The sequence below is a fragment of the Pseudoalteromonas shioyasakiensis genome (assembly GCF_019134595.1).
In the GTDB taxonomy this organism is placed as follows: Bacteria; Pseudomonadota; Gammaproteobacteria; order Enterobacterales; family Alteromonadaceae; genus Pseudoalteromonas; species Pseudoalteromonas shioyasakiensis_A.
In genome coordinates this window covers 1,141,473-1,167,012 of record NZ_CP077770.1, presented here as the reverse complement: position 1 = coordinate 1,167,012, position 25,540 = coordinate 1,141,473, and the positions used below count along the sequence as shown (strand labels likewise).

Sequence of the window (25,540 nt, the reverse complement as noted above, 5' to 3'; positions counted from 1 at the left end):
GCAAAGGAAAAAACATGAGTGAAGGTAAAGTTTACAATTTCACAGTAAATATTGAATTAGATAGCAACAAAAAAGCTGTATTTACATACTTCCAAGATGGTCAACAAGTATCTGGTGGTGGGGTTGTTACAGAAAGAGATAGTCTTGGTATTTACACCCTAAATGAAGAAACTCAAAAAAGAGGGTTCTTATTTTCTGCCGCTACTTTTAGTAATCATGAGGGTGACTGTGCTAAAGATTTCAGTTACGAGGTTACAAACGCTGGCACGGTAATCAATATTTCAGATACCGACGAAAACAATGGCACAGCATGTATGATTTTCACGGTTAGCTGCAATGGTGAAGAATATCAAAGCGAAGACCCGCAAGTCGAAAATAAAGACCGAGTGTAGTTAATAGAAATAACACCTACAAAAGGCTCCACCAAGGAGTCCTTTTTTTATTTGAAAACAACAACTTAAAACCAGAAGGTTACCAGAAGGTTAATTTGCACTTTTTTAAGTAACTTTATAGACACCAAAATCGTTTGCATCGGCAAAAAGGAAACGAACGTGTCTACTAATAAAAATGAACAACCAAGCACTAATAAATCAGAAGCGAAAAGCGCACTTGCGCAGTCTATCAATTCAGAGCAACTTGCGCTGATTGCCCAAATGTTTCAGAACATTCCTGAGGGAGTGTTTATCATTAATGGCCAAGGCACGTTTGAATTTGCAAACCCGATGGCGGCACAGCTTTTAGGTGACAATCAAGAAGCGTTAATCGGGCAAAACATTTTACATTACCTACACGACACCGACCGTGATAAATACATGTATACCCTACTAAGTTGGTTAGACCATAAAGACTCGCCGATAAGCCTTGGGCCAAACGAAGTTAAAATAAACCGCGCTGATAATAAAACCCTTGAGGCGGATTTATGTATATCGAGCCTACCAAAAAACATTGCCGTTGTAGAAAATTTATTTATTTGTGTATTACATGATTTATCATCACACAAAGAGCAATATAATCGTTTAATTAAACAGGCTACTACTGACCATTTAACCGGCCTTGCAAATAGATTAACCCTTGAAGAGTCATTAAAAGAAAACTGGCAAGAAAGCGTACAAACCAACCAAGCTATTAGCACTATATTAATCGACATTGATTACTTTAAATTATTCAATGACCGATTCGGTCATGTAAAAGGCGATAAATGCTTACAAAAAGTAGCAAGTATAATCGCAGAATCACTCCCTTCTCGCGATTGTTTAGCATCCCGTTATGGCGGTGAAGAGTTTGCCATTATATTACCCCGCTGCCAAAAAGACACGGCCGCCGCCATTGCTAAACACATTCAAATAAAAGTAAATAACATGCCATTTACTGATATAGGTTTACCAAGTGATTTTAGAATAAGTGTAAGCCAAGGAATTGCCTGTGAGTTTAATAATCAATATCGTACTTCAGAGGCATTAATTTGTGCAGCAGATACTGCTTTATACCGAGCAAAAACAGAGGGTAGAAATAAAATAAGCATTAGCGCTTAACTAAGTTAATATAATGTAAACACCGTGAGCTAAATAGCTTGTTAAGATAATCATATAGTATACTTTTATGTTATTTGTTTGTTCCTTTTTTATTGATAAACTGCGAAGCGAAATCAACGTCAGAAGGGATCCAACAATGACAATTTTTAAAAAAGTACCTTTGCAACTCGCTATTGCAAGTACGCTAGCTACATCAGTGACTGCAATCGCTGCTGAGCAAACAACTGACAACACCGTTCAAGATGTTGAAGTTATTTCTGTTACAGGTACTCGCCGTAGCCTTCGTAGCATTTCTGAAAGTACCGTGCCTGTCGATTTATTAACAAGCCGCGATCTATCAAGCACAGGCCAGCTTGATATGAGCCAAGTATTGGCATCACAATTACCAAGCTTTAACTACCCAAGTGCCACCATTGCTGATGGCACTGACCACGCGAAACCAGCTGTTTTACGTGGCCTTGCTCCGGATCACACATTAGTGCTGATCAATGGTAAACGCCGCCATGCCGGTGCATTATTAAACTTAAATGGTACGGTTGGCCGTGGTTCAACGGCAGTAGATCTAAATAATATTCCTACTTCTGCAATTAAACGTGTTGAAATTCTGCGTGATGGCGCTGCAGCTCAATATGGTTCTGACGCGATTGCCGGTGTGATCAATATTGTATTAAAAGATGCCGATGAAGGCGGTAGCGTGAGCTACACATACGGTGAATACGACACACAAATGGCAGGCTCTCCTCAGCTACTAAACACTACAACGGATAGCGAAGGCAACTTAAGCTTTGAAACTGGCAGCGACCGTGAAGTAAACGACGGCATTACGCGCACAGCAAGTGCTAATGCGGGCTTTGCACTAGGCGATAATGGCTTTATTAACGTGTCGATTGAGTCACGTAATAACGAGCCAACAAACCGCTCTGGCTTTGATGCACGTGAGCAATATAGCCGTGATGAGAATGGCGATTTAGATTCACGTGAATTTGACTTTGACCGCTATAACCACCGCTTTGGTAAAGCCGATATCGAAGACTTCGCGCTTTTTTATAACCTAGGTTATGAGTTTGATAACTCGCTGTCGCTTTACTCATTTGCAAGTTACTCAAACCGTAAAGGTAACTCAGGTGGTTTTTATCGTCGCGCCAAAGATTCTCGTAACTTAACTGAAGTGTATCCTGACGGTTTCTTACCGCAAATTGATACCGATGTAGATGATTACTCATTTGCAATTGGCTTAAATGGCGAAACCAATGATTGGGCTTGGGATGTAAGCAGCAATTATGGTCGCAACGATTTTGGTATTGGCGTAAGCAACAGCTTAAATACCTCGATGGGTGTTAGCAGCCCAACAGAATTTGATGATGGCTCGCTTGTTTATGAACAATACTTGGTGAACATGGATGCTAGCAACACACTAGACTTAGGTTTACCTGATGATGTGTTTGTTACGATTGGTGCTGAGTATCGTCACGAAAACTACCAAATCAAAGCAGGTGAAACAGCCTCTTACCTAACTGTATTAGATGACGATGGCAACCCAGTTGCTGCCGGTGGCGCGCAAGTGTTACCTGGTTTCTCACCAGAAAGTGCAACAGATAAAAGCCGTCATAACATTGCGGTATTTGCAGAGTTTGATACTTACCTAACGACAGATTGGAACCTTGTTTTAGCAGGTCGTTTTGAAGATTACAGTGATTTTGGTAGTACCTTTACCTCAAAACTTGCTTCGCGCTACAGCATTAACGAGTCGCTGTCATTACGTGGTGCAATTAGCACAGGTTTCAGAGCGCCTTCACTGGCCCAAACATCGTATAAATCAGTAAGCACTGTTTTTGAAAATGGTGTACCAAATGAAGTAGGTTTATTCCCTGTTGATGAACCTGCAGCGCAAGCACTGGGAGCTCGTGATTTAGACGCTGAAGAGTCAGTTAATATGACGGCGGGTTTCATCTTTACGCAAGGCGGCTTTAGCTTAACCCTTGATGCGTATCGCATTGAAATTGACGACCGTATCGTATTGTCTGAAAACTTAAGCGGCCCAGAAGTTGAAGCGATTTTAGCCGAAGCAGGCGAAGTAAATACGCAGCGCGTTCGTTACTTTACTAATGCCATTGATTCACGTACGCAAGGCGTTGATATTGTTGCGACCTACTCATTAGGTTTAGAAAGCTATGGTGATTTACGCTTAAGTGCAGCAGTTAACTTTAACGACACAGAAGTGACACATGTTAAAGAAAACCCAGCAGAGCTAGAAGCCCTTGGCGATAGCTACGAGTATTTTTCTCGTCGTGAAATCACACGCTTTGAAAAAGGCACACCAGCCGATAAATGGAACCTATCTGCAACATGGGATTATGAAAACTTCCAAACGACATTACGAGCAACTCGTTATGGTGAAGTAGTTGACACTGCAAGCAGTGAAGATGGTGATGAAGTACTTGACGCTAAATGGATTGCTGACTTAGAAGTGGCTTACCGCCCTGATGAGCAGTGGAAGTTCGCATTAGGCGCTAATAACCTGTTTGATCAGTATCCTCAAGATACTGTAAGTAATATTGGTTATAGCGATTTCAACCAAATTTTCCCTTATAGTGGCTTTGCGCCATACAGCTTAGATGGCCGTTTTATTTACGGTAACATCACTTATAGCTTCTAAAAAAATAGGGCGTGAAAGCAGTAATTGCTAACACGCCCTAACCTACAATGATGAGTGAATAAATTAACTAATTTGAATAGTGTGATACGCCAATAAAGTGCCATCACTATTTTGTGCTGTGTTTAAAATAAACTGCTCATAATCACTACCAAACACGTTGTCGTTGCTAGCAAGTGTTGTATCTTGTTCACCACGTGATTTGTAATCGCTATGAGTGGTACAAATTTCTTTTGCAAACGCATCAGTAAAACAGAACTGACTAATTACATAGTCGTTATTATTGTTTGCTACTTTAAAGTGAATATGAATAGTACGGCCAGAGTACCAACCTGGGAAATGCGTTTTAAAGTTCACACGACCACTGCTATCTGTGATCAATGAACCACGATACCAGGTACTTGCCTCAGCTTCGGCATCGCCATCAGTACAGAAATCACCCGCAAAACGTGAGCTATCAGAACTACTGCTAGTATCGCCCGAATAAATACCGCTGGTATCACAGTGCCAAACCGAGATTTCGTAATTTGCTAATGGGTTACAGTCGCTATCGATTAACTGTAAGCACAGCATCATAGGTAAACCCATTAGGCCATCAGAGATGTCTTCGTCTGAATCAGCTTGGAAGTAACACGGGCCTTCGGTTGTTGCCTCAGTAAGTGCTAACACACATGCTGTTGATGTTTCAAAAATACTGTCATCAGGAAAGTCATCGGTAATAAGTGCTGTTGTGCCCGATACATAATCACTGTCGTTCGTGGTTGTTGTATCGTCTGTATCAGTACTGGTGTCTGTATCTGTTGATGTATCGGTGTCTGATGTTATATCTGTTGACGATACTGTATCTGAGTTACAGCCTAAAAATGCCAACATAGGCACAGCAGCAACTGAAACACCTAATGTTTTAAGCATTTTTCTACGAGTATAAAGTTCAGGTTTTAAAGTCATCTTGTGCCCCTTCGCTAACATGAGTAATTAACGTCGAGTATAAAGAACAAATGTAGAGACTTTGTGTAGAAAAAGTGGTGCTTTTATAGAGTGACTAGGATGCACATGCCAAAAAATAGACATTTATAGTATATTCATTTCTGGCTATTACATTTTACTATTACATCTATGAAGTTAATTCACAAACTCTTAATTACCAATCTTATCATTACGCTACTACTGGTGCTGACCATGTTTGGTCTGAATGCAATTTCCAATAAGCGTATGCTCAATAATGTATTTGAAGATATAGATAACGAAGCATTTAACCGAATAGCCACTGAAATTAGCCTGCAGTATCAGCAAACGGGTTCGATTGGGATGTTTATCGATTCTAAAGCCCTGTGGTATGAGTTAATTAACCGTAATTTTCATTCAAGCCGTTTATTGTTTTCGCCCAATAGCCCAAAACCAGGAGAGTCCGGCCCTTTTCTATTAAATGGGCCTCCTGAAAAGCGCATGCAAAACAAGGCGATGCCACCTCCCGATGACTTTGGGGTGCCACCATCGTTCGACCAGCCACCTGAATTTGACCCATCAACTGAGTTTAACGAGCCTGCAAACTTTGCTGACATGCATGAGCCGCCACCTCACAATAAACCCATGGCTGATGACTTCATGCCCTTTGAAAAACGCCTAAGTTTGCTTGATGAAAAAGGCGAAATATTGATTGCAGGCAATACCGAAACTGAGGTCGTGAACGAGCAAGAAATCACCCACAATGGCGACGTTGTTGCGGTGCTTCAGCTGCATGCTAACCGCAATCATGTCAGCGCACTGACTCAGCATTACCTTAATACACAAATTAATATCAGTTTGTGGACAGCAGGGGTTGGTTTGTTAATTGCGTTATTGTTTAGTTACTTACTCGCACGTCATTTTACTAACCCTATTTCGCAGCTGAAAAAAGGCGCAAAAGCCCTTGCAGAGCGAGAGTTTGAGACCAAAATAACCGTCAATAGTAGTGATGAATTTGCGACCTTAGCGGATGATTTTAATCGTATTGCCACAGAGCTCAGACGCTTTGAATCGCAGCAAAGCCAATGGCTCATGGATATTTCTCATGAACTACGCACGCCTTTAACTATTTTAGAGGGTGAACTAGAGGCTATTAACGATGGCATTATCGAACCAAACCAAAAAGCAATAAGCTCACTGCAAGAAGAAGTGGCGCTGTTAAGCCGACTTGTGAACGACTTACATAAAGTCAGCTCACTCGACAGACACAGCTTTAACTATCACATGGAAACTATTGATTTTAATGCCTTGGTGGCCCTACAAGCGCATAAGTATGCGTTTAAATTTCAATCCAAAAACATCACGCTAAATGCCACCTTACCAGAGCAAACGGTGATGGTTTTGGCCGACCAAAATCGTATTACACAAGTTCTACAAAACATTTTAGAAAATAATTTACGCTATACCGATGAACAGCAAAAAGTCTGGTTAGATTTAACCGTGTCTAACCATCATGTGTTTTTGTCGGTAGAAGATTCAGGCCCCGGTGTTCCTGATGAGGCCCTTGAAAAACTATTTGATCGTTTATATCGCACCGATAGCTCTCGTAACAGAAAAACCGGCGGTTTTGGCTTAGGCTTGGCAATTTGCCAAACAATTGTTGAAGCCCATCTGGGAAAAATTAATGCAACTAAAAGCCGTTTAGGCGGTCTGTGTATAACGTTAAAACTCCCGCTTGCAGAGGCGCAATAATATGTCAGAAACCTTAGCTAAACAGCATATTCTCGTTATTGAAGATGAAGTTAAAATTGCCGAATTAATAGAAAAGTATTTATATCTTGAAGGGTTTAAAACAAGCCTAATTCACGATGGCAACTGCGCACTGGATGCTGTTAATGAGCTAAACCCTGATTTGATTATTCTCGATATCATGCTGCCAGGCACAAATGGCATCGAGTTGTGCAGCAAGATAAGACAATACAGTGATGTGCCTATTATTATGCTTACAGCAAGGGTCGAAGAAATTGATCACTTAATTGGTTTTGATGTGGGTGCCGATGACTATGTTACTAAACCATTCAAACCAAAAGAGTTAATGGCGCGTGTGAAAGCTATTTTAAAACGACGCCGAATGCCAAGTAGCAAACCTAGTACATTCAAAGCAGGCAATATTATTGTTGATCCGAGCGAATACAAAGTGTTGGTAAAAAATGAAGAACTGAAACTAACAATTAATGAATTTAGCTTGTTAAAAATATTAATTGCCTCACCTAATAAAGTTTTTTCACGCCAAGATTTACTAACCATGACTCAAGGTAAGTACTTTGAGAGCTACGAGCGCAGTATTGATTCGCACATTAAAAACTTGCGTAAAAAGCTGACTCAAGCCGACCCTGATAGCCATTACATTGAGTCAATTTATGGCGTGGGATATAAATTTAAAATTTAAACAACCTTTTTCACACTTGCGACGACTAACTAAATAACATAACCCATTAGGACATCATTATGAATTTAGTACGTATTAGCGTAAGTGCACTCTTAATCACGGCCACTACTGCTTGTATTGGCCTCTCTAATGCCAGCACAACAAACAACCAGGGTGATTATCGCGTTATCACTTTTAAAGACTGTAAAAAAGTAAGCGAAAGTCCCCTCAATAACGAGCAAATTGCAGCATACCTAGAGCTTGAGCGTGAACAAGTAAAACTTGAAGCACTTGAGCAACCAATTAATGACATAGAGCTACAAGTTACTGAGTACTCTGAGCAAATAGAAGCAATCACCGAAGAAGCAGTTGTTGAAGACGAGAACCACTTGCGAATTAATAAAAGTTTATTAAAAGAGCAAGATAAGCTGGCTAAAGAGCTTAATAAACTTATGGCTGCTCATGATGCTGATTTTAAAGCACTGGAACAGCAAGCAAAATTAATTGAACATGCCGCTAAGCAGTTTGATAAAACTATGAAGCCTTTGATGGAACAAGGTGAGTCAACCCATCTACAAATTTTAGCGCCGGGTGAAGACGAAAAACCAGGGTGTTTTTACACTATCTAAAGCACGTTACCTAGGTGTGCATAAAGTTTCGCATGTGATTGCCGAATGTCTTCTTTATGCACTTGCTTAAACCATTTTAATGCTTGATCTTGCTTTCCTGCTTGCCAATTGATTTCAGCAAGACGTAACTTATAAATAGCAATCACATGTCTATCTGAATCTGTATCCATGTACTTAAGAGACTGTACATAAACTTCATCGGCTTGCTCATAATTTGCCAGAAGTTGGTGGGTACGAGCTAAATTACCTAAAGCAACAGAGATTTTTCGGTTATGGTTGGTTTTTAAAATCCAATCAGCGGCGGTTTTTCGATTTGCAAGTGCACCGTCTATATCACCTAATGAGTGAAAAACATTCGCTTTATTCGAAGCCAATTCAAAGTGAAAAATGGGATCTTTGCTTTTGCCAAAGCGTCGCTCTGCCCTATCAAGAATTTGCAATGCCGTTTCTTTATTACCAAACACGTATTGCAAATTAGCCAATTCAACCATACGCATAGGGTTACCAAAAGAGTCGAAGATTGCTTGCAGTTTTTCAAATGCTTTTGTGGCATATTTACGACCAGTTTCAAAGTCACCTAAATAGTGCATTGATTTTGCGTAATAAAAATAAACTTGTACTTGAAAGACAACAGGTAATTCTTCACTGTTAATGAAAGGCTCAGTGCTATCTTTCAGGATTTGATATTCCAATTTGTCGTAGAAATAATCAAACTGATAAGATTTAATCTCATACCAACGCGCAGAGCCAAGCTCACTGCTTGCTAGCTGTTGATTAATGTAATCTAAGCAACTAATTTGTGATTGTTGCTCACAAAACATCTCATGATCACTAAAGTTTTCAGAGGCATTGGCATTAAGGCTCGATAATCCTAACAATAACAAGGCTAACTTTTTCTTCATGCTCTATTTTCTCAGCGATAACTCACTCAGAAAACTAACAAAATTTAACAGCTTATAACAGTAATTTTTAATTAAATTGATAAGTGTAACCCAGTACTAAGTTTTGATCTGAGCCATAATCACTGTCTTCTGTTGCAGCAAATAGCTTGAAACTTTGTTGTTTATCAAATTGATAACTTGCACCAATGGCTGCGAAATAACCTGAATAATCGTTAGACCCAACCGAATACGCTGCGGCAGTCATTAATGTCCATTTTTCGGATAATGGCTTTAAAGCAAACGCCCCTAAATAACCACCATCACTACTGTTTGGAATAAGCACCCAACCTTCAGGGCCAGGTATTTCTGTTGTTAAACACGCCCCTTGCCCTGCTAAACAAGCAATTTCACCATCAACATGGCTATAACCACCCATAGCGAAAATTTGCCAACCATAGGGCGCAATATCAAAGTAACTCAGTGGCATAAAGGTGCCAACACTATAGGTTGTTCGCTCAGCTCCTTGATCATAACTTTGCTTACCAAAGTTAAAATTAACAATGCCAATATCAAATAGCCACGAGCCACCAATACGCCATTCATCACCATTAGCACTCACACTAGCATTAAGCTTTTTAACTGCTCCCAAACTTAGCGAACCGGTGATCCTTAATTCATCTGAATAACTTGCACCAAACTGAGTGACGACCTTGGTGGGATCTTCACTCAGCTTAGTTTGTTCACCCGAAGCGCTTTGTGCTGCTGATGCACTAAACACTGACATTACCGATAAAGCAGCCAGTGCTGCTTTTTTACCTAATACCATATTAACGTCCTTTTAGTTTGACTGAGTCACAATTCATAATAACTGTGTATTAGGTAAATAAAAGTGTTTATTTTATGTTCGCTTACAATTTTAGCTACAACGCAGCGATACACTCCACTTCAACCTTTGCGCCAAGTGCCAAGCCACTGGCTGCAAAAGCACTTCTGGCGGGTAACTTAGTAAAAAATGGCGTGTAAGCTTTATTGGCTAAAGGCCAGTCTTTTATATCTGCCAGCATAAGGGTGCATTTAACAACATCGTTAAAATCTAAATTGTGATCTTGCAAAACAAAGCCGATGTTTTTCATTGCTTGCGTCATTTGGGTGCTGATGTCACCGCCAGCCAAAGCCATAGTAGTTGGCAAATTACCTAATTGCCCCGATAAAAATAATAACCCAGCCGCTTCACGCGCCATCACAAAGGGTAATTTTTCATTATCACCCAACTGGATAAATTGGCCATTTTTAATTACATGAACAATGTTTTGACTATTGGTGATCTCAATACTTGGATCACTGTTAAGTACCACAAGATTCGCCGTTTTACCTACCTTTATTGAACCTGTTTGCTTCTCAATGCCAATCACTTTTGCACCATTAATGGTTGCAGCCTGTAAAGCCTCTAAAGGTGTTAAGCCTGCCCGCTCAACTAATAATTGCATTTCATAGTGCACCATAGGTGTTACAGTATTAAACCTATCACTGGTCACATCGGTACCTGCTGCAATAGTTACACCGGCTTGATGAGCCAATTGCGTAAACAGCCCGCCCCACTCATTGAGCAATAACCCTTTTTCACCACGAGAGGCTTTGGTTTTATCAAAGACCGTTAAGGTTGAGTCTAGAATTGTGCCCTTATTTTTCATCTGTTTTATGAGTGTTTGATAAGCTTCTAATTGCTTTGCATCGCTTTTTTGCTGCTCTGTTAAGGCAACATTTTTACGGCGCATATCATAGAAATTTTCAATTACTTGCGCGGCAAAATCGGCAGCATGTGAAATTGTTTCAACCCCACCATTAACGGCTTCAAGCGGTGTTGCTGGGCCAATAAAAGCATGCGACCACACCTTGAGGTCATGTTTTTTAGCAGCTTGAGATAGCTTTGCTACCACTGTTCCTGGCACATTTGCATAAATTTTGATGCCGGTTGCCCCCAACCCTTTGCTACGTAGCATAATGGCATCAAAGTCACTGTGTTCATCAACGGCACGCATCCAGTCCACAGCACCGGGAATTTCGCCTTTTGCAGAGGCGACTGTGCGGGGGTCAGAAAAGAACGCTTTACCACCAATAATCACAGAATAATAAATATCCGGTGATTGAATAATATCGTTATCGGCTCGCCTTTTAAGTGAACTCAAAGCACGGGTATCGCCGCCCATATCGCGCACACTTGTCACACCCCCCTGTAAAAGCTGACGCAAGCGAGTGCGCGTGATTTCATCGTTATCTGAATCATCAGGCGAAGTAGCATGGTGCACATGAGTATCAATTAAACCGGGTATTACATACTTACCTGCTAAATCGATTTTAATGACATCATCGGCAAAGCGACGAGAGCTTGCAGGAACAATTTGTTTGATTTTGTCATCTTCTATGATGATGGTTTGTGCTTTATTAACCGACAAGGCTTCGACGTCGATTAGGTTCACATTTTGTAATGCAATGGTTTGAGCCATCACCGACGACGATAAGCCCAATGCAATGCTGGCAAGTAATGTGTTGATGCCCGATTTCATAATCACCTCTTATTCTTGTTTTAACTCCCAACTTACACCTGAATTACTTGGTTTTACATCTCACAAAAGTTTATAGTGTATGAACTTATAGTTTAAAAATAACAACAATGAACAAACTAGAAGCCGTTAGAGCCCTATGCTTAGTCGCTGAATATCAAAGCTTTACACAGGCTGCTAAGCAAATGCAGCTGTCTACCACCATGGTAAGCCGCTATGTTAAACAGTTAGAGCAAAACTTAGGCTGCTTGCTGCTAAAACGAAACACCCGTAAAGTTTGCTTAACTGATGCAGGACAAAACTATGTTCTGCAAATGAAGCCTTTACTGAATAAGTTTAATGAAGTTGATGAAGAGATAAGCGGGCTTAGTCAAGCGCCTAGCGGCAAGCTGGCTATTTCAGCCAGTATTGAATTTGGTTGCCAATATTTAACACCTTTGATCAGCCAATATCAGCATGCTTTTCCCGATGTTAAATTAGATATTGTATTGTCTAATACGCCCGTTGATTTATTTGATAGCCAAATTGATCTGGCATTTAGAGTTGCTCCTTCATTACCTGATGCCAGCCATATAGCGCAGACAGTTTGCCATTCATCATTATCTTTGTGGGCAAGTCCTGCCTACTTAAAAAAGCATGGCACGCCAATAGATATAGCAGCCTTATCGGAGCATAGGTTACTGTTTTTCAGTCATCATATTCGTCATGACCAATGGATATTTTTGCTAGATGGTCAGCATGTTTGCCGCAAGTTTAACTGGGCAATGACCTCTAATAATGGCCGATTTTTAAATGAAGCAGCGGCAGCGGGTGATGGGATAATTCAAGCCCCTCGTTATTCAGTCGCCCCGTATATAAAATCAGGTGAATTAGTCGAGGTGTTAGCAGAGCATACCCTAAAACCATTAACGATTGCTGCGGTTTATCCGCATAGGTATGCGCTGTCAAATAGGGTGAAATCATTCGTTGAGCTGGCTAAACACTACTTTAGCCAGCATCCGATCCCTTAAAGAAGGAGTAAACTACCTAAACCTAGGAAGGTGACAAAGCCAACGATGTCGGTGACAGTGGTCAGGATCACAGAGCCTGAAAGAGCTGGATCGATTTTAAGCTTATCTAAAATCGATGGGATCACTACCCCTGATAACGAAGCTGCAACCAAGTTAAGTAAAATAGCGATAGTAATTGTTAAACTTAACATGCCATCGTTGAACCAGAAATAAGTGAGCACACCAATCACAAAGGCCCAAACACAGCCATTTAACGCCCCTACTCTTAGCTCTTTTTTCAGCAGTGCTCTACGGTTGGAGTCGGTAACCTGACCAAGCGCTAAACCGCGCACAATAACCGTTAACGTTTGACTACCTGCAATACCACCCATTGAAGCGACAACCGGCATTAATACCGCCAGCGCAACCACTTGCTCAATAGTTGCACCAAACAAACCAATAAACCAAGAGGCCAAAAACGCCGTTGCCAGATTAATACCAAGCCAAATACCGCGGTTTTTTGCCGACTTAGTGACGCTTGAGAACAGATCTTCGTCTTCACGTAGACCACCGGCTTTTGCAGCGGCTTCGTCGGTCACTTCTTGGCGCAATTCATAAGCTGATGACACCGACAAACGGCCTAATAGTTTGTTGTCGGCATTAACAACTGGCATTGCCATTTGTTCACTGTGAATAACCACTTCAGCAGCCTCGTATAGGTCGTCATCAGCATGTAAAGCTGATACATCAAGGTTCGCGTAATCCAGCAGGCTGTCATTATCATTGGCTTTAAATAAAGCATTGATAGCCACTTCACCAATGAGAGTGCCCTTACGGCTGACTAAATAAATCACCTCGGTATATTGCGGTAAGCCTTTTTGAAAAATTTTACGCGCGCCTGCCACGGTGAGTTTTTCTGACACTTTTAGTGCATCAAAATCGAGCCAGTGACCTAACTGCTCTGGGTTATATTGCTGTGCAAGGTCGTACTGCTTTGTTTGAACTTCATCAAGTTGTCTGCGTGCATAATCAACAAAGCGCTCAGGAATAATTTCTTCAAGTTCAAGTAACTCTTCTACGCTCACTTCGTCAAGTAGCTTAAAGCCTTCGGCTTCTTCTAGGCTTTGCAATAACCAACGACAGCTATCGCCACCTAAGTTAATGAAGATTTCATGTTGCGTATCTTCATCAAGTAATTGCCATATTTCTAAACGCTGTTCTTTAGGTAATGCTTCAAACAATAACGATAAATGTTCAGTAGAAAGCTTCTCTTTAGCATCAGCAAGTAACTTATTTTTGCGTGTTGTGGTATCACACTGAAGCAAGTCATCAATTAACTGGGGAAGTTGGTCAACAGGATACTCAATCATTTGAGACCTCGGTTAATTACATCAATAACAATAGTCTAACGCAGCTCGGGAAAAATAACTGCTCTGAAAAGGTATATTTTTTGAAACCAAACAATTATCCCCAGCTGTAATACATCGTTTTTAAATTACTGTTTCAAGCTAGAGAATCACAATTGCACAAAAAAGCACACCCAAACGCAATTAAGATCTATTATCATTCGTATTATAATGATAATATCTCAACCCTCCTTAACTTCCCCAATAATAAATACAGGTATCAGCATGAAAAACAGAATAAAGTATTTACCACTTGTGATTGCATTTGCTCTCACTGGATGCGGTGGTTCAGATAGTAATGATGCACCTGAGTTCACCAGCAACTTAACATTCACATTAGATGAAGACACATCTATTACGGGCCAAGTTGTGGCAGCAGATGATGACGCTGTTAGCTATACCCTAGGCTCTGCAGCAAGTAACGGACTATTTGCTTTAAATGCTGATGGTACATTTACCTATACCCCAAAAGAAAATTTTGCAGGCCAAGACACAGTAACCGTTACCGCCACTGACGGCAGCTTAAGTAATGATGCAGTACTTACTTTTACAGTTAACAACGTTAACGATGCACCAACGCTTACGAGCCAGTCAATCACTGTAACCACCTCAACAACAACTGAAGGTTCATTAACTTTTAATGATGCCGACGGTGACACTGTAACTGTCTCTTTAGTAACGCCTCCAGCCAACGGTACCCTTACTCTAGATGAACAAACAGGGGCATTTACATTTACCGCAGAAACGCTGTCAGAAATTAACGATAGTTTTGTTATTGAATTTACCGATGGCAATATTAGCTCGCCTATCAGCGCAACCATTGAATTAAAACCGTCGTATGTTACGAACGAAGATAAGCTCAATTACTACTACAGCTCAGATAAGTCTCATTTAAAACAAGCTGAAGCGATTAGTGAAAATATCAATGATGATATTTACATGGACGAAGTAAACACACAATTAGCTATTGGTTACCTTATTGCAGGCTTTGCTGAAAAAGCAGACGAACACTTCAACAAAATTACAGCAATAGACACAAAAGCAAATGCCTATTTAGATGCAGCAAAATCTCTTGATTTAATAAATTTAAGTGAAAAAGCTTTAACATTTAGACAAGATGCTGCAACTCTTTACAATCAATACCTTGCTGAAAAAGGACTGGATAATATCAGCAACTCAGATCCGGGCTTTTATCTGACTCTAACGAATCAATACAACGCAGCTGGCCAAACTGAGGCCGCTCAAGCCATGTTAGACACACTAAAACTTTATGCAAATGAAGTTTATACAGAAGAATATAATAAGACTTATATTAGGTTCATATCTGCAATCAAAAAAACCGTTGAATCTTCTAAAGAGCAATATGCTGCAACCCACAAAGAAACATTAAGAAATGAAGGAGTAAAAGTCACTCAAGCCATGGCCGAATTAAGTGAAAAAATCGGTTACTTTATACAAAAGTCAGGTGACTACAAAGGCCAAGCAACTGAGCGTATGCGGGCACTTTACATTGCATGGTCTGCTCAATCTTTTATACAACTCAATGAAGTTGATTTGGCAAAATATTATACGAACTTAGCGCTTTCATATTATGGTGTTGTTGGTTTTGATAATACATATAGCTTTACTGCAAGCCCATATGCAGAAGCAACTTTAGCTTCATACACCTATCCATTAGAAGTTTTAACAGCAAATATTAAAGCTTTATATGATGTAGAGCTTTCAAATAATCCCGCTTTTGCTTTACTCACAGATCAAGATGACAAAGATGATGCTGTTGAATTTTCTTTTGCTTATGAAGTAGCTAACAAGCTACAAGCAGGTATCACCATAGATGATGCAGTACAAAACGCGAAAGAATACTTTATGAGTGGCGAATCACCTAATGCAACAAGCTTCTATCAAACACTTATAACTTCATCAGGCCAACCTGGTGCAGCTGATATTCTTCGAGTTCGAGGTGAAAATGAACTTGGCCTAATTCTGGCGGATTACGCCGCAGATATACTATTTTCTGAAGACTATGTTTTAAGCCAGACTAGAATTACTTACATTACTGACCGGTATGGTTGTGCTGGTCTAGTCGATCTTGCAATAGCATTAGGTAATGAGCAACAAGCTAAAAATTACGCACAGCGCTGTTCAGATATTATAGATACTTACTTTATTGAAAATAATACTAACTTCACTACCGACGCAGCTGCTTATGTATTGAATCACCAGCTAGCTACTTTCGGGCTCGTATCTCAACCTGAATCGATAGCTATCACCGCAGAAAAACTTAACACTCTAATTAATTTGTTTGATAAAAAACAAACACAAATAGAATGGCGATTAAGTTCACTCGGTTACCTTGTGCAAGCTGGGCTAATTGATATGGCATTAAATTGGTTAGATATCAGCTTGACCACACTTCAATCAGAACAATCAAACCTTGATATTAATGACTATAAATCTCTACTTACTAAAGCACTTTACGCGACACTTAGCACTGGTGAAATAAGTGGTGGACTATTCGAAAGCTACTCTCTCACCTCATCATTAGTTAGATTCCAAGTAAATAACGAGCAATATGCTTCAGCTTATGCTGAAACAATTGAAATGTTAGAACCATTTGTAGCAAATGCAAATACGTTTATACTCTTACAAGACGATAAAGTTATACAAAGCAACCTTGAAACATTGCTTACTTTTCAAGCCCTACTTGGCAATGATGCCGCGGTAAAAGAGTTAATTGAGCACTCGGTCAATGCAGAAGCTGATAAGCTATCACTTACAGCCCTTTATGCTAACTTACTAGCTCAAAGAGATGACTTCCCTACATCTTCGATTGCGAGTATCGATACTGATCACGATGGCAAACCCAACTTCTTCTTATCAGGCGCATCAGAGCAAGCAATTGCCGACTCAGGCTTAATTGCTGATAACGATGCCGACAATGATGGTATTGAAGACAGTATCGATTTAACTCCTTTAGGGGAGTAGTACGTTCATATCACGGCGAGGCAATTATGCCTCGCCCGTCAAGTTAAAACCTCAAGAAATTCATAAAAAATACAAACAAAAAGAATTTAATATTCCTTAAAAAGTTAAAAACCCAACAAATACAATTGAGATCTATTTCTATTCGCATTTTTAATTGATACAATCACCCGCTCTTACCTTTGTGCAAAATATGCAACAAATTAAGCTATTTAATAAAGGTAATTAACTATTGCCAGCTCTTAAGCGGCCTTCTCTTTAATCTAATTGGTACTATTTCAGGAGTTTTACCATGCAAATGCGCTACTTATCAGCGTGTTTGATGCTTTTACTTAATGCCCCTTTACACGCTAATGAAGTAAAGCAACAAACAACATATCCTCAATGTAACGATAAGAACAATAAGCAATGCAAAGAGATAGAGCGCATTACTGTTAAAGGGCAATACATCGGGATTGAAGTACCTGAGGTGATAGGTCGTGCCTATTTAGATAGAAACTTTATCGAAGCAACCCCCAAAGGTAATGGTGATATCAACGAATTGATTGCCTTACTACCGGGCGTGCAATTAAGTGAAGACTACTACTCAATTGATAACCTTGCTGAAATTAGCGCCCCTGAAATAAGTATCTCGGGTGCAAAGCCTTGGCAAACAGGCTTTATGATTGATGGCATGAATTATAACAATCGTCTTGATCCTGCCAGTGCGAGCCGTATTGGAGCCTCTGAAAATGAGGTGTCAGGCGGTGTGCAGAGCATGAATATTAACAGTCAAATTGTTGAGTCGATTACTGTTTACGATCATAACATTCCAGCAGACTTTGGTGACTTTTCTGGTGGCGTTGTTGATGCCGAAACTATTTCACCTTTTTCTACAGATACTCGTGTGAGCTTTGGTATTCGTGGTAACCGCAGCGACTGGGGGGAGTACCATATAATCGATAACGATGAGCCTGATGACACCGCAGAGGGCAAAGACGATCTTGAGCCACCAATCTATGAAAAAACTAATATCGATTTTTCAATACAAAAAAAGTTAAATGAACAGCATGCTTTACTAATGAGCGTAAGCTATTTAAAAAGTGATATTTCGGATATTTCACTCTCAGCGCAGAAGGTAGAAAGTAGAGAAAACATCAACGCCCTACTGAAATACAGCTATCGCGATGGCTGGGTTGATTCACTTGATTTAAGCGTTATGTATGCCCCTTATACTTCAGACTCGTACTTGAAAGACGTTCTCAATAGTGACTATCAAGTTGAAGGGGGAAGTTTTGGTTTTACTGCAAATTTAGCTGAAGAAACTCGCTTTGGTCACTTCAGCAGCAAATTTAATATGAGTCAAAGTGATAACAACCGTACAGGGCCTGCGCATTTTTATACTTGGCTTCAAGCAAAAGGTAAAGAGTGGGGTCAATTAGCAGACCAAAGCGCCGACTCAACTCCTGTTTCAGAGTACGGCGGCTATGGCAATCTTGATAATACGCAAACCAGCTTTAATTGGCGAAATACCTTAACACTTGAGCGTAAAAAGTGGGGCAATACTGAACACGCAATTCGCGTTGGCGCTGAACTTAACCACCAAAATTATGAGCGCACTCGCCAACAAAACTATTATAAATACGACTCGCCAATTCAATACTCATCAACCAGCGCACAACTAAACTGCAGTGGCTATACCCTTGATTGTGTTGAACAAAGTTTTTATGTTGATTTAGATACCCTTGCCGAGCAATTAGGTGGCAGTATCGACTTTAATAACCCAGAGCACTTACTTGCCTACTCGAATAACGTAGCGACAACAGCTCAGTATTTTAACTCACGTTTGGTCACACCCAGTGAACAAATAGACGTAAGCTTAAATAAAGCAGCACTATATGCAACCGATGTGATCACTTGGAAACAGTTTGATTTTCATTTAGGTGTTAGATACGACTATGATGATTTTTTCAAAAATCACAATATCGCGCCACGCTTATCAATGGGTTATGACGTATTTAACGATGGCAATACACTATTGACTGCGGGTTTAAACCGTTATTACGATGCAGGCCTACTCGGTTATAAAATTAAAGAGCAACAAAAGTTTGCGTATCGTGAGTATCGCCCTATTCAAAACGGTTATTTACAAGCTTGGCTTCCTTCTTCTTACACAGGTAACTTTCTTTATATTTTTGACGATGTGAAAAGCCCTTACGATGATGAAATTGCCTTAGGTCTTCGCCATGCTACCGAGAGTTTCGGTAACTTTGCAGTTAAATACGTACATCGCGACAAAAAAGACCAGTTATCTAGAAATAAAGAAACCAACCTAAAAAACGACGGTTATCAATATATTACTATTTATAATAATGGTACTGGCGAAAGCGAGCGTTATTCGCTGTCTTGGGATGCAAAATTTGGCGACCATTCAATATGGGCCAATGCATCTTATAGCCAAAATAGTGAAAGCAATAGTGACTACACTGCAACACCTGACAACACCCCTATCGAGTCACTGGTTTACTATGAGGGTGAGCTCATGAGCCTATCTGAATTAGATACCCTTAAAGCGAATTTTGGTCGCCCTGTAACTGCAAACTTTGGTTGGAATACAGATTGGACTGATACTTTTTCAACTGGTTTAACAGCAACTTACAGCGGCAGTTACACAACTGCAATTAAGTCTAGTAGCGATCAACGAATTGGTATTGGTAGTGAGTGTACTACGTGTGAAGCAGTTGAAATATTTGTGCCAAAGTACGAAGCACATACCTTTGACTCTCGCATTATGTTTGCCTTAAGTAGCCGTTGGAATTATCAAATAAGTCAATCTCAATCTGTTGAAGTTCGCCTTGATATCAGCAACTTATTCAACGCACGTAGTCATGCTATTACAGAAGGAAACTCAGGGATTGAACCCGGTAGAATGTTTTGGTTAGGGGTGTCGTATAACTATGAATAAATGGTTATTTCTCTTTACGTGCAGCATTTTTACAGCGAGCGCCTTTGCGCAAGAGCAGTCATTACGGGAGTTATACGCAAAGCCACAGCATGAGTGGCCAGCGATTATTAGCAGTAAAGATGTGCCAGCTGCACCGCTCAAACCTTTAAAAGCCAAGCCGATTAAGCAAAATGATGAGATCATCGCATTAGGTGAAAAACTATTTAACGATACCCGCTTGTCACGAGATAACACGGTAAGCTGCGCAAGTTGTCATGAGTCTCGTTTAGCGTTTTCAGACAGGCGAAAGTTAGCTGTCGGCATTGACGGTCAAGTCGGCACACGAAACACCCAAGCCATTATTGGTATTGATCATTGGCAAAGCTTCTTTTGGGATGGCAGAGCTAAAACTGCAGCTCAGCAAGCATTAATGCCAATTGAAAACCCAATAGAAATGGGCAGTTCGGTTGAGCTTGTGCTTAATAAAATAAACAGGGCTGAGGACTATAAAAAACCAATACTCAATGCCTTTGGCAAAGAAGCGCTTAATAAGGAGCTATTAGCTCTATCGCTTGTTGCTTTTGAGCGCACCTTTGATGTACCTGAGTCATTATTCACGCGCTTTATTGATAAAGCGCAAACGAGTCCTAGTGAAGCTGTCGCACTTTTAGACGATCAACAACTTGAAGGCTTACATTTATTTAGAACCAAGGCGAGGTGTATGACTTGTCATGAAGGTGCTTTACTCAGCGACAATGAATTCCATGTTACGGGGCTACATTTTTATGGTAGAAAACTTCAAGATTTAGGCCGTTTTGATGCCACCCAAGACTCCGCTGATATTGGCAAGTTTAGAACCCCTTCTCTTTTAGCGTTACAACAAAGTACGCCTTGGATGCACCATGGTGGCTTTCAAAGTTTGCTAGGGATAGTCAACTTCTATAACGCAGGTGGAGCAAGGCCAAAACCGAGAAAAAAATTTAAAGATGATCCAAACTACCCACAGACAACTGAGTTACTGCATAAGTTAGAGCTCAGTAAGAATGAAAAAAATGCACTCATCGCATTTTTAGAAACCCTTTAACTGCACGCTCGCTCTTAGCGATAAGAGCGGGCTTTCTTACCCCTTCAATTGACTTGGCGTAAGACCGGTCCAGCGTTTAAACGCTCGTCTGAAATTAGCAATATCATAAAATGATAAGCGCATGGCAACTTGCTCATTGCATTGTTCGCGCATGGCAAGCAGGTAAATCGCTTTGCGCTTACTTTGCTCATCATACAAGGTAGAAAAACGCACGCCATGAGCTTTTAGTTTGCGCTTGAAGGTTGCAGGGCTCATGGCAAATTGACTGGCTACTTGGTCTAAATTTAACGCCGGAGTTTGATAAATTAATCGGCTCACGGCTTCAACAAAGGTGCTATTTTCAGAATTTAATGCCGCTAGTTGCGAGTTAATTTGTGAAAACCTAAAACTACTAAACGCGGGGTTAGTGAGCCTAAGCGTGTGTTTATTCAATACCCAACGGGTTATAGTCTTTTCAAAAGCGACTTTAAGGCCCAAATGCTGCTCGTATTCTTGGCTATGTCTGGCGCGTTTATAGGCAAACTCAAACTGACAAGGGACTCGCTCACCCGCCACTTTTTTAAGAACTTGGTAAAACGCGGCGCTGTAAATTTCCATAACGTACTGGCTTATTTCATCATCCAAGCCTACTGCGTTTTGCAGCACAATGTAATACTGCTCGTTATGCACATAACTGTAACTAAATAACAAAGGTGCCAGTTGCATGCGCAAATTGTGTAACTGCTTTAAAGCTTGGCCAATGTGCGCTGCATGTAACACGCCTTGGGCGGCAACAGAGGTATCGTTTGCCAGTTGACTGCCTAATAAAAAACCGCTGTCGGCGGACTTCATCAACTGCTTAAACTGCGTCAATAAACGCACTTGCTGCGAAATACTAAACTGATGCTGCACACTCATTAAGTCTTGCTCAAACACCCCTGTGCCTCTGAGTAATTTATGCAGTGCAATGCCGCGACTTAAGGCCAGCTCCACCAGCGTGGTGATCAGTCCCTGTGCGGTGAGGTATTTGTCATCTTGATTAAGATACTGCTTCACAATGGCTGACTCTTTGTTGTTTTTGTTGTTGTAACTTAGCGTGTAAACGCGAGCTTAAACTTTGTGGTGTATCGCCTTGTATACTGCCTACTAAGGCCGCTGTTACATCTTGAAACTTTGCGTGTTTTGCACCTTCGACCTTAAATGCACAATGGCTCAGCGCCGAGGTAATTTGCGCCACCAGCTCTTTTGCTTGTACTGCGCTGGTATTTGGCATTAGCACCATAAAGCAGTCTCCTGCATAGCGACACACCACATCGCTAAGGCGGCAATTCATCAATAAAAGCTCGCTCACTTCACCTAGTAAGCGGTCGCCTTCGATAAAACCAAATTCAGCGTTAAAATCAGCAAAACCGCGAATATCAATGGCGGCTAGTTGCAGAGGCTGTGGCTCACTTAATTGCTCTTTTAGCACTGCTTGTAAGTAATCAGCCTTATACAGCCCTGTTATTGAGCACACTAACTCATGCTCACGATGCTGTGCTTCACGGCGCTTTAATTGCCTGTTAAGTACATATTGCTCTTGGTGCCATTGATACAGCCCAAGGCTTGTGAAAATCATACCAATCGGCGCAGGCAATGATTCAATCCAAGTAAGCCAAGTATTGGTTGGTTGATGTAACCACTCATCAAATAAATCAAGGGAAGCTGAAAACATAAAAAGCCCAAGCCCAAGCACTAAAAAGCTGGTGACTTTGCCGGGCGGCCTCGAAATAAGCAGCGCAGCTATCCAAGTAAGGGTCATAAGCACAATGCCACCCTCGCCTAAAATATCTAACCATGCGATATCAGCAAAAGGCTTTAATTCTCCTGCTTGCGCGCTTAGCAAAAACGCAATCACAAACAAAGCAATAACGGCATTGGTTAAAAATCGATGATGAGTAAAAGGGTTATATCGCATTCTCAGTACCTAACAATAGTTCACGCTGCCATGCTAACTCGTTAGCGTTTAAAGCAGCAGGGTCATATTAGCTCAATGATGTGACAGCAAAACGACAGTCAAACCTTGTTAAACCCTTTAAGTACTGTAATTGCCTTAAAAAGATGGGGTTATTGCAGCTCAAAAGTACTTTTAAAACCCTCTAATCACTTGTTTTTACTGGCTGTTAGCGATTTTCTGTCACATTTGCGTCATTTAAGCTGCGTACTTTGCTCATCAAACCAAGGACAACCAGGAGCAAACCTATGAAACAATTTAAAACGAAGGCGTTAGTAAGCGCCCTCGCCTTATGCCAATTTGCCGCTTACGCACAAGACGAACAAAACAGCGAAGAGAAAAAAGTAAAAGTCTCTGAAGAGCTTGTTGTATATGGCGAGATTGGTTATCGCAACCGCTCACAAGAGCTGGCACCGACGCTTGAATACTCACAAGAATACTTTCAACGTTTTGAACCGCTTACTGCCGGTGATGCATTAAAACGCGTACCAAGTGTGACGTTTTTATCGGATGTTTTAGAGTCTGATGGCGCGCGTATGCGTGGTTTAAGCCCAGCTTATACAAAGGTTCTTATTAACGGTGAAGAAGTACCTGGTGCAGGTGCTGACCGCTCATTCTTTGTTGACCGTATTCCTGCTGAGCTAATTGAGCGTGTAGAAATTATTCGTGCTTCAAGTGCAAACCGCTCTGCCGATGCTATTGCCGGTACGCTGAACATTGTATTGCGTGACGGTTACAGCCTAGATGGTGGTTACTTACGTGCAGGTGGCCTGCGTTATGATGATGGCGAATTAAAAGAAAGCTTTGCCGGTGTTTACGGCACTGAGTTTGCTGGTGGCCGTCTACTACTTGGTGCGAACTTACAAGGTCGTTATAACCCAAAACAAAAATCAAGCCTACGCTATGGCGACAGCCCAGAGAATAACACCAATTACAAAACCGAAGAATTCGATAACCGCGAAGATCAATCAGACACTCGTGACGGTGACGACACCTCGCTAAACGCCAGCTACGAAGTAGCCTTTGATGATGGCAGCAAGTTCGATATCAGCGCAATTTGGGTTGATACCGACCGTACTGAAGATGAGCGTTCATTCGAATATGACGACCCAACAGCAATCAATAACTCAATTGTTGAAGGCGGTAATCTTGAAACCGACAACGCCAATGTATCTTTCATCGACCAAACCAACTACAACATCAACTCGGGTTATGAATTACCCCTTTTTGGTGGCACCAGTAAATTTAAGCTTGGTTTTGCAAGCTTTGAGGAGTCTGTTTACGAGCAAGAAGTAGAAATCGATACTTCTGAGCTACCAATGGTGTTTGAGGAAGAAGAAGAAACCGTAGACCTTGATGACAAAGAATGGTCATTACAATGGCAACATAGCTTATTTGCAGGCGAGAGCAAAACGATTCAATTCGGTGCCTTTGTGCAAGGTAAAGAGCGCGATACAGCGGTATATCAAGCCGAAGATGAAAGCGAACAAAGCTTTACAAGCTGGGATCAGTTCAGCAAAACACCACTGTCACTGGCAGGCTTTAACAACGAGTTTGAAGCAGCCGCTGGTGGCGTCAATAAACTCGAAGAAGACCGCCTTGATGTATTTGCATTAGTTAAGCACGAAGACCAAGACTTCTCGTGGGAGTTAGGTGTACGCTACGAAACAACCGACTCAACCATTACTGACAAAGCAGAAGGCGTGAGCGCTAAAAACGATTACGACTTCTTCTTACCATCGGCACATTTACGCTACAACGTCTCAGAAAACGGCCGCGTCAGCGCATCTGTAGCACGTAGCTTGCGTCGCCCTGATTTTGACTACATCACCCCAGCTCTACTTGAAAAAGAGTTAGGCGATAATGACTTTTTAGGTAACCCAGACCTACAACCAGAATCATCGTGGGGTATGGACTTAGGCTATGAGTATCGCTTAGGTAAAAGCGGCGTTGTGGGTATCAATGTGTTCTACCGTGATGTTACTGACCTTATCGAAATAGCTAATACAGGCCAACAAGGCTCAGAAGGTGATGGTACTTTTATTTTGCAACCGCGCAACACCGGTGATGGCAATGTACAAGGTATCGAGCTTGATTTATCAACGCCGCTAAGCGCCATTAGCATGCCAAACACCGGGGTATTCTTTAACTACTCATGGCTTGATTCAGAAGTAGATGACACCTTTGGTAGCCGTAAATTCAACGACCAATCTGACTACGTGTTTAACGTGGGTTTTATTCAAGACCTACCTGATTTAGGCGCTTCGTTCGGTGCAACTTACCGAAAACAAGGTGATGCGTATGGCCGTATCGTGGGTGAAGAAGTGACCACACATTACGGTGCTGACCTTGAAGTATTCGTAGAAAAACGCTGGCAAGACGTCACGCTTCGTTTAGTAGGCTCAAACCTACTTGATGCAAGTAAAGACGAAACCTTTAACAAGTTCGACACGGTTGATGACCAAATCAACCGCGACTTTGACGAGTATGAACTGGAGTCTGAAGAAGCAGGCCCTGTTATTCAGTTAATGCTGCGCTACGCGTTTTAATACACA

General features: G+C 41.1%; 18 protein-coding genes. 11 read left to right on the top strand and 7 right to left on the bottom strand.

Annotated features, from left to right (window positions below; genetic code table 11):
* The first annotated feature begins 14 nt into the window (after positions 1-14).
* The 3 genes from KQP93_RS05420 to KQP93_RS05410 all read left to right on the top strand — a co-directional run bounded on the left by KQP93_RS05420 (position 15) and on the right by KQP93_RS05410 (position 4,188).
* Positions 15-392, top strand: a complete 378-nt coding sequence (locus KQP93_RS05420) for a DP-EP family protein (RefSeq protein ID WP_217876259.1) — start codon at positions 15-17, stop codon at positions 390-392.
* A gap of 159 nt (positions 393-551) precedes the next feature.
* On the top strand, positions 552-1,532 hold the full coding sequence (locus KQP93_RS05415; protein ID WP_254907714.1) for a GGDEF domain-containing protein: 981 nt from the start codon (positions 552-554) through the stop codon (positions 1,530-1,532).
* Between the two features lie 136 nt (positions 1,533-1,668).
* The gene (locus tag KQP93_RS05410) at positions 1,669-4,188 is read left to right on the top strand and encodes a TonB-dependent receptor plug domain-containing protein (RefSeq protein WP_217876257.1); all 2,520 of its coding nucleotides are present in this window, start codon (positions 1,669-1,671) and stop codon (positions 4,186-4,188) included.
* A 63-nt stretch (positions 4,189-4,251) separates the two neighbouring features.
* Here the strand turns inward: KQP93_RS05410 and KQP93_RS05405 are convergent, their stop codons facing one another.
* Complete coding sequence (locus KQP93_RS05405) at positions 4,252-5,133, bottom strand: dioxygenase family protein (protein ID WP_254907713.1); 882 nt, start codon at positions 5,131-5,133, stop codon at positions 4,252-4,254.
* Positions 5,134-5,364: 231 nt separating this feature from the next.
* Here KQP93_RS05405 and KQP93_RS05400 point away from each other — a divergent pair, with 231 nt between their 5' ends.
* The 3 genes from KQP93_RS05400 to KQP93_RS05390 are packed head-to-tail and all read left to right on the top strand — an operon-like array spanning position 5,365 to position 8,187.
* Positions 5,365-6,882, top strand: a complete 1,518-nt coding sequence (locus KQP93_RS05400; protein ID WP_217876255.1) for an ATP-binding protein — start codon at positions 5,365-5,367, stop codon at positions 6,880-6,882.
* Between the two features lies 1 nt (position 6,883).
* On the top strand, positions 6,884-7,579 hold the full coding sequence (locus tag KQP93_RS05395; protein ID WP_055022099.1) for a response regulator: 696 nt from the start codon (positions 6,884-6,886) through the stop codon (positions 7,577-7,579).
* Positions 7,580-7,638: 59 nt separating this feature from the next.
* Entirely contained in the window at positions 7,639-8,187 is a 549-nt protein-coding gene (locus KQP93_RS05390; RefSeq protein ID WP_217876253.1) for a hypothetical protein, read from the top strand.
* On the opposite strand, the gene KQP93_RS05385 is transcribed toward KQP93_RS05390, so the two are convergent.
* The 3 genes from KQP93_RS05385 to KQP93_RS05375 all read right to left on the bottom strand — a co-directional run bounded on the left by KQP93_RS05385 (position 8,184) and on the right by KQP93_RS05375 (position 11,632).
* Entirely contained in the window at positions 8,184-9,089 is a 906-nt protein-coding gene (locus KQP93_RS05385) for a tetratricopeptide repeat protein (RefSeq protein WP_217876251.1), read from the bottom strand. The two genes, KQP93_RS05390 and KQP93_RS05385, sit on opposite strands and share 4 nt — an antisense overlap.
* A 67-nt stretch (positions 9,090-9,156) precedes the next feature.
* Positions 9,157-9,894 (bottom strand): hypothetical protein, encoded by a 738-nt coding sequence (locus KQP93_RS05380; RefSeq protein WP_217876249.1) that lies wholly within the window; start codon positions 9,892-9,894, stop codon positions 9,157-9,159.
* A gap of 94 nt (positions 9,895-9,988) precedes the next feature.
* Entirely contained in the window at positions 9,989-11,632 is a 1,644-nt protein-coding gene (locus KQP93_RS05375; RefSeq protein WP_217876247.1) for an amidohydrolase family protein, read from the bottom strand.
* A gap of 107 nt (positions 11,633-11,739) precedes the next feature.
* Here KQP93_RS05375 and KQP93_RS05370 point away from each other — a divergent pair, with 107 nt between their 5' ends.
* Positions 11,740-12,639: a LysR family transcriptional regulator gene (locus KQP93_RS05370; RefSeq protein ID WP_217876245.1), complete on the top strand. Its 900-nt coding sequence runs from the start codon at positions 11,740-11,742 to the stop codon at positions 12,637-12,639.
* Here KQP93_RS05370 and KQP93_RS05365 read toward each other — a convergent pair.
* A complete protein-coding gene (locus KQP93_RS05365) occupies positions 12,636-13,988 on the bottom strand; it encodes a magnesium transporter (protein WP_054560666.1) in 1,353 nt (450 codons plus the stop codon). The genes KQP93_RS05370 and KQP93_RS05365 overlap by 4 nt on opposite strands.
* A 261-nt stretch (positions 13,989-14,249) precedes the next feature.
* On the opposite strand from KQP93_RS05365, the gene KQP93_RS05360 reads away from it, so the two are divergent.
* The 3 genes from KQP93_RS05360 (at position 14,250) to KQP93_RS05350 (ending at position 21,013) form a co-directional block, all read left to right on the top strand.
* Positions 14,250-17,009, top strand: a complete 2,760-nt coding sequence (locus tag KQP93_RS05360; protein WP_217876242.1) for a cadherin-like domain-containing protein — start codon at positions 14,250-14,252, stop codon at positions 17,007-17,009.
* A 289-nt stretch (positions 17,010-17,298) separates the two neighbouring features.
* Positions 17,299-19,950 carry a TonB-dependent receptor plug domain-containing protein gene (locus KQP93_RS05355; RefSeq protein WP_217876241.1) on the top strand — a complete coding sequence of 884 codons (2,652 nt, stop codon included), beginning with the start codon at positions 17,299-17,301 and terminating at the stop codon, positions 19,948-19,950.
* Entirely contained in the window at positions 19,943-21,013 is a 1,071-nt protein-coding gene (locus KQP93_RS05350; protein WP_217876239.1) for a cytochrome-c peroxidase, read from the top strand. Before KQP93_RS05355 ends, KQP93_RS05350 begins: the two co-directional genes overlap by 8 nt.
* A 36-nt stretch (positions 21,014-21,049) precedes the next feature.
* Here KQP93_RS05350 and KQP93_RS05345 read toward each other — a convergent pair whose 3' ends face one another.
* Together KQP93_RS05345 and KQP93_RS05340 are read right to left on the bottom strand one after the other, a co-directional pair.
* Positions 21,050-22,048 carry a helix-turn-helix transcriptional regulator gene (locus tag KQP93_RS05345; protein WP_217876237.1) on the bottom strand — a complete coding sequence of 333 codons (999 nt, stop codon included), beginning with the start codon at positions 22,046-22,048 and terminating at the stop codon, positions 21,050-21,052.
* A complete protein-coding gene (locus tag KQP93_RS05340; protein ID WP_105174698.1) occupies positions 22,032-22,949 on the bottom strand; it encodes a GGDEF domain-containing protein in 918 nt (305 codons plus the stop codon). Before KQP93_RS05340 ends, KQP93_RS05345 begins: the two co-directional genes overlap by 17 nt.
* Positions 22,950-23,233: 284 nt before the next feature.
* Here KQP93_RS05340 and KQP93_RS05335 point away from each other — a divergent pair, with 284 nt between their 5' ends.
* On the top strand, positions 23,234-25,534 hold the full coding sequence (locus tag KQP93_RS05335; protein ID WP_217876235.1) for a TonB-dependent receptor plug domain-containing protein: 2,301 nt from the start codon (positions 23,234-23,236) through the stop codon (positions 25,532-25,534).
* Positions 25,535-25,540 lie beyond the last annotated feature (6 nt).

Coding starts and splice junctions, on each gene's coding strand:
- KQP93_RS05420 (WP_217876259.1), top strand. CDS start 15: ATGAGTGAAGGTAAAGTTTACAATTTCACAGTAAATATTGAATTAGAT.
- KQP93_RS05410 (WP_217876257.1), top strand. CDS start 1,669: ATGACAATTTTTAAAAAAGTACCTTTGCAACTCGCTATTGCAAGTACG.
- KQP93_RS05405 (WP_254907713.1), bottom strand. CDS start 5,133: ATGACTTTAAAACCTGAACTTTATACTCGTAGAAAAATGCTTAAAACA.
- KQP93_RS05400 (WP_217876255.1), top strand. CDS start 5,365: ATGTTTGGTCTGAATGCAATTTCCAATAAGCGTATGCTCAATAATGTA.
- KQP93_RS05395 (WP_055022099.1), top strand. CDS start 6,884: ATGTCAGAAACCTTAGCTAAACAGCATATTCTCGTTATTGAAGATGAA.
- KQP93_RS05390 (WP_217876253.1), top strand. CDS start 7,639: ATGAATTTAGTACGTATTAGCGTAAGTGCACTCTTAATCACGGCCACT.
- KQP93_RS05385 (WP_217876251.1), bottom strand. CDS start 9,089: ATGAAGAAAAAGTTAGCCTTGTTATTGTTAGGATTATCGAGCCTTAAT.
- KQP93_RS05380 (WP_217876249.1), bottom strand. CDS start 9,894: ATGGTATTAGGTAAAAAAGCAGCACTGGCTGCTTTATCGGTAATGTCA.
- KQP93_RS05375 (WP_217876247.1), bottom strand. CDS start 11,632: ATGAAATCGGGCATCAACACATTACTTGCCAGCATTGCATTGGGCTTA.
- KQP93_RS05370 (WP_217876245.1), top strand. CDS start 11,740: ATGAACAAACTAGAAGCCGTTAGAGCCCTATGCTTAGTCGCTGAATAT.
- KQP93_RS05365 (WP_054560666.1), bottom strand. CDS start 13,988: ATGATTGAGTATCCTGTTGACCAACTTCCCCAGTTAATTGATGACTTG.
- KQP93_RS05360 (WP_217876242.1), top strand. CDS start 14,250: ATGAAAAACAGAATAAAGTATTTACCACTTGTGATTGCATTTGCTCTC.
- KQP93_RS05355 (WP_217876241.1), top strand. CDS start 17,299: ATGCAAATGCGCTACTTATCAGCGTGTTTGATGCTTTTACTTAATGCC.
- KQP93_RS05350 (WP_217876239.1), top strand. CDS start 19,943: ATGAATAAATGGTTATTTCTCTTTACGTGCAGCATTTTTACAGCGAGC.
- KQP93_RS05340 (WP_105174698.1), bottom strand. CDS start 22,949: ATGCGATATAACCCTTTTACTCATCATCGATTTTTAACCAATGCCGTT.
- KQP93_RS05335 (WP_217876235.1), top strand. CDS start 23,234: ATGAAACAATTTAAAACGAAGGCGTTAGTAAGCGCCCTCGCCTTATGC.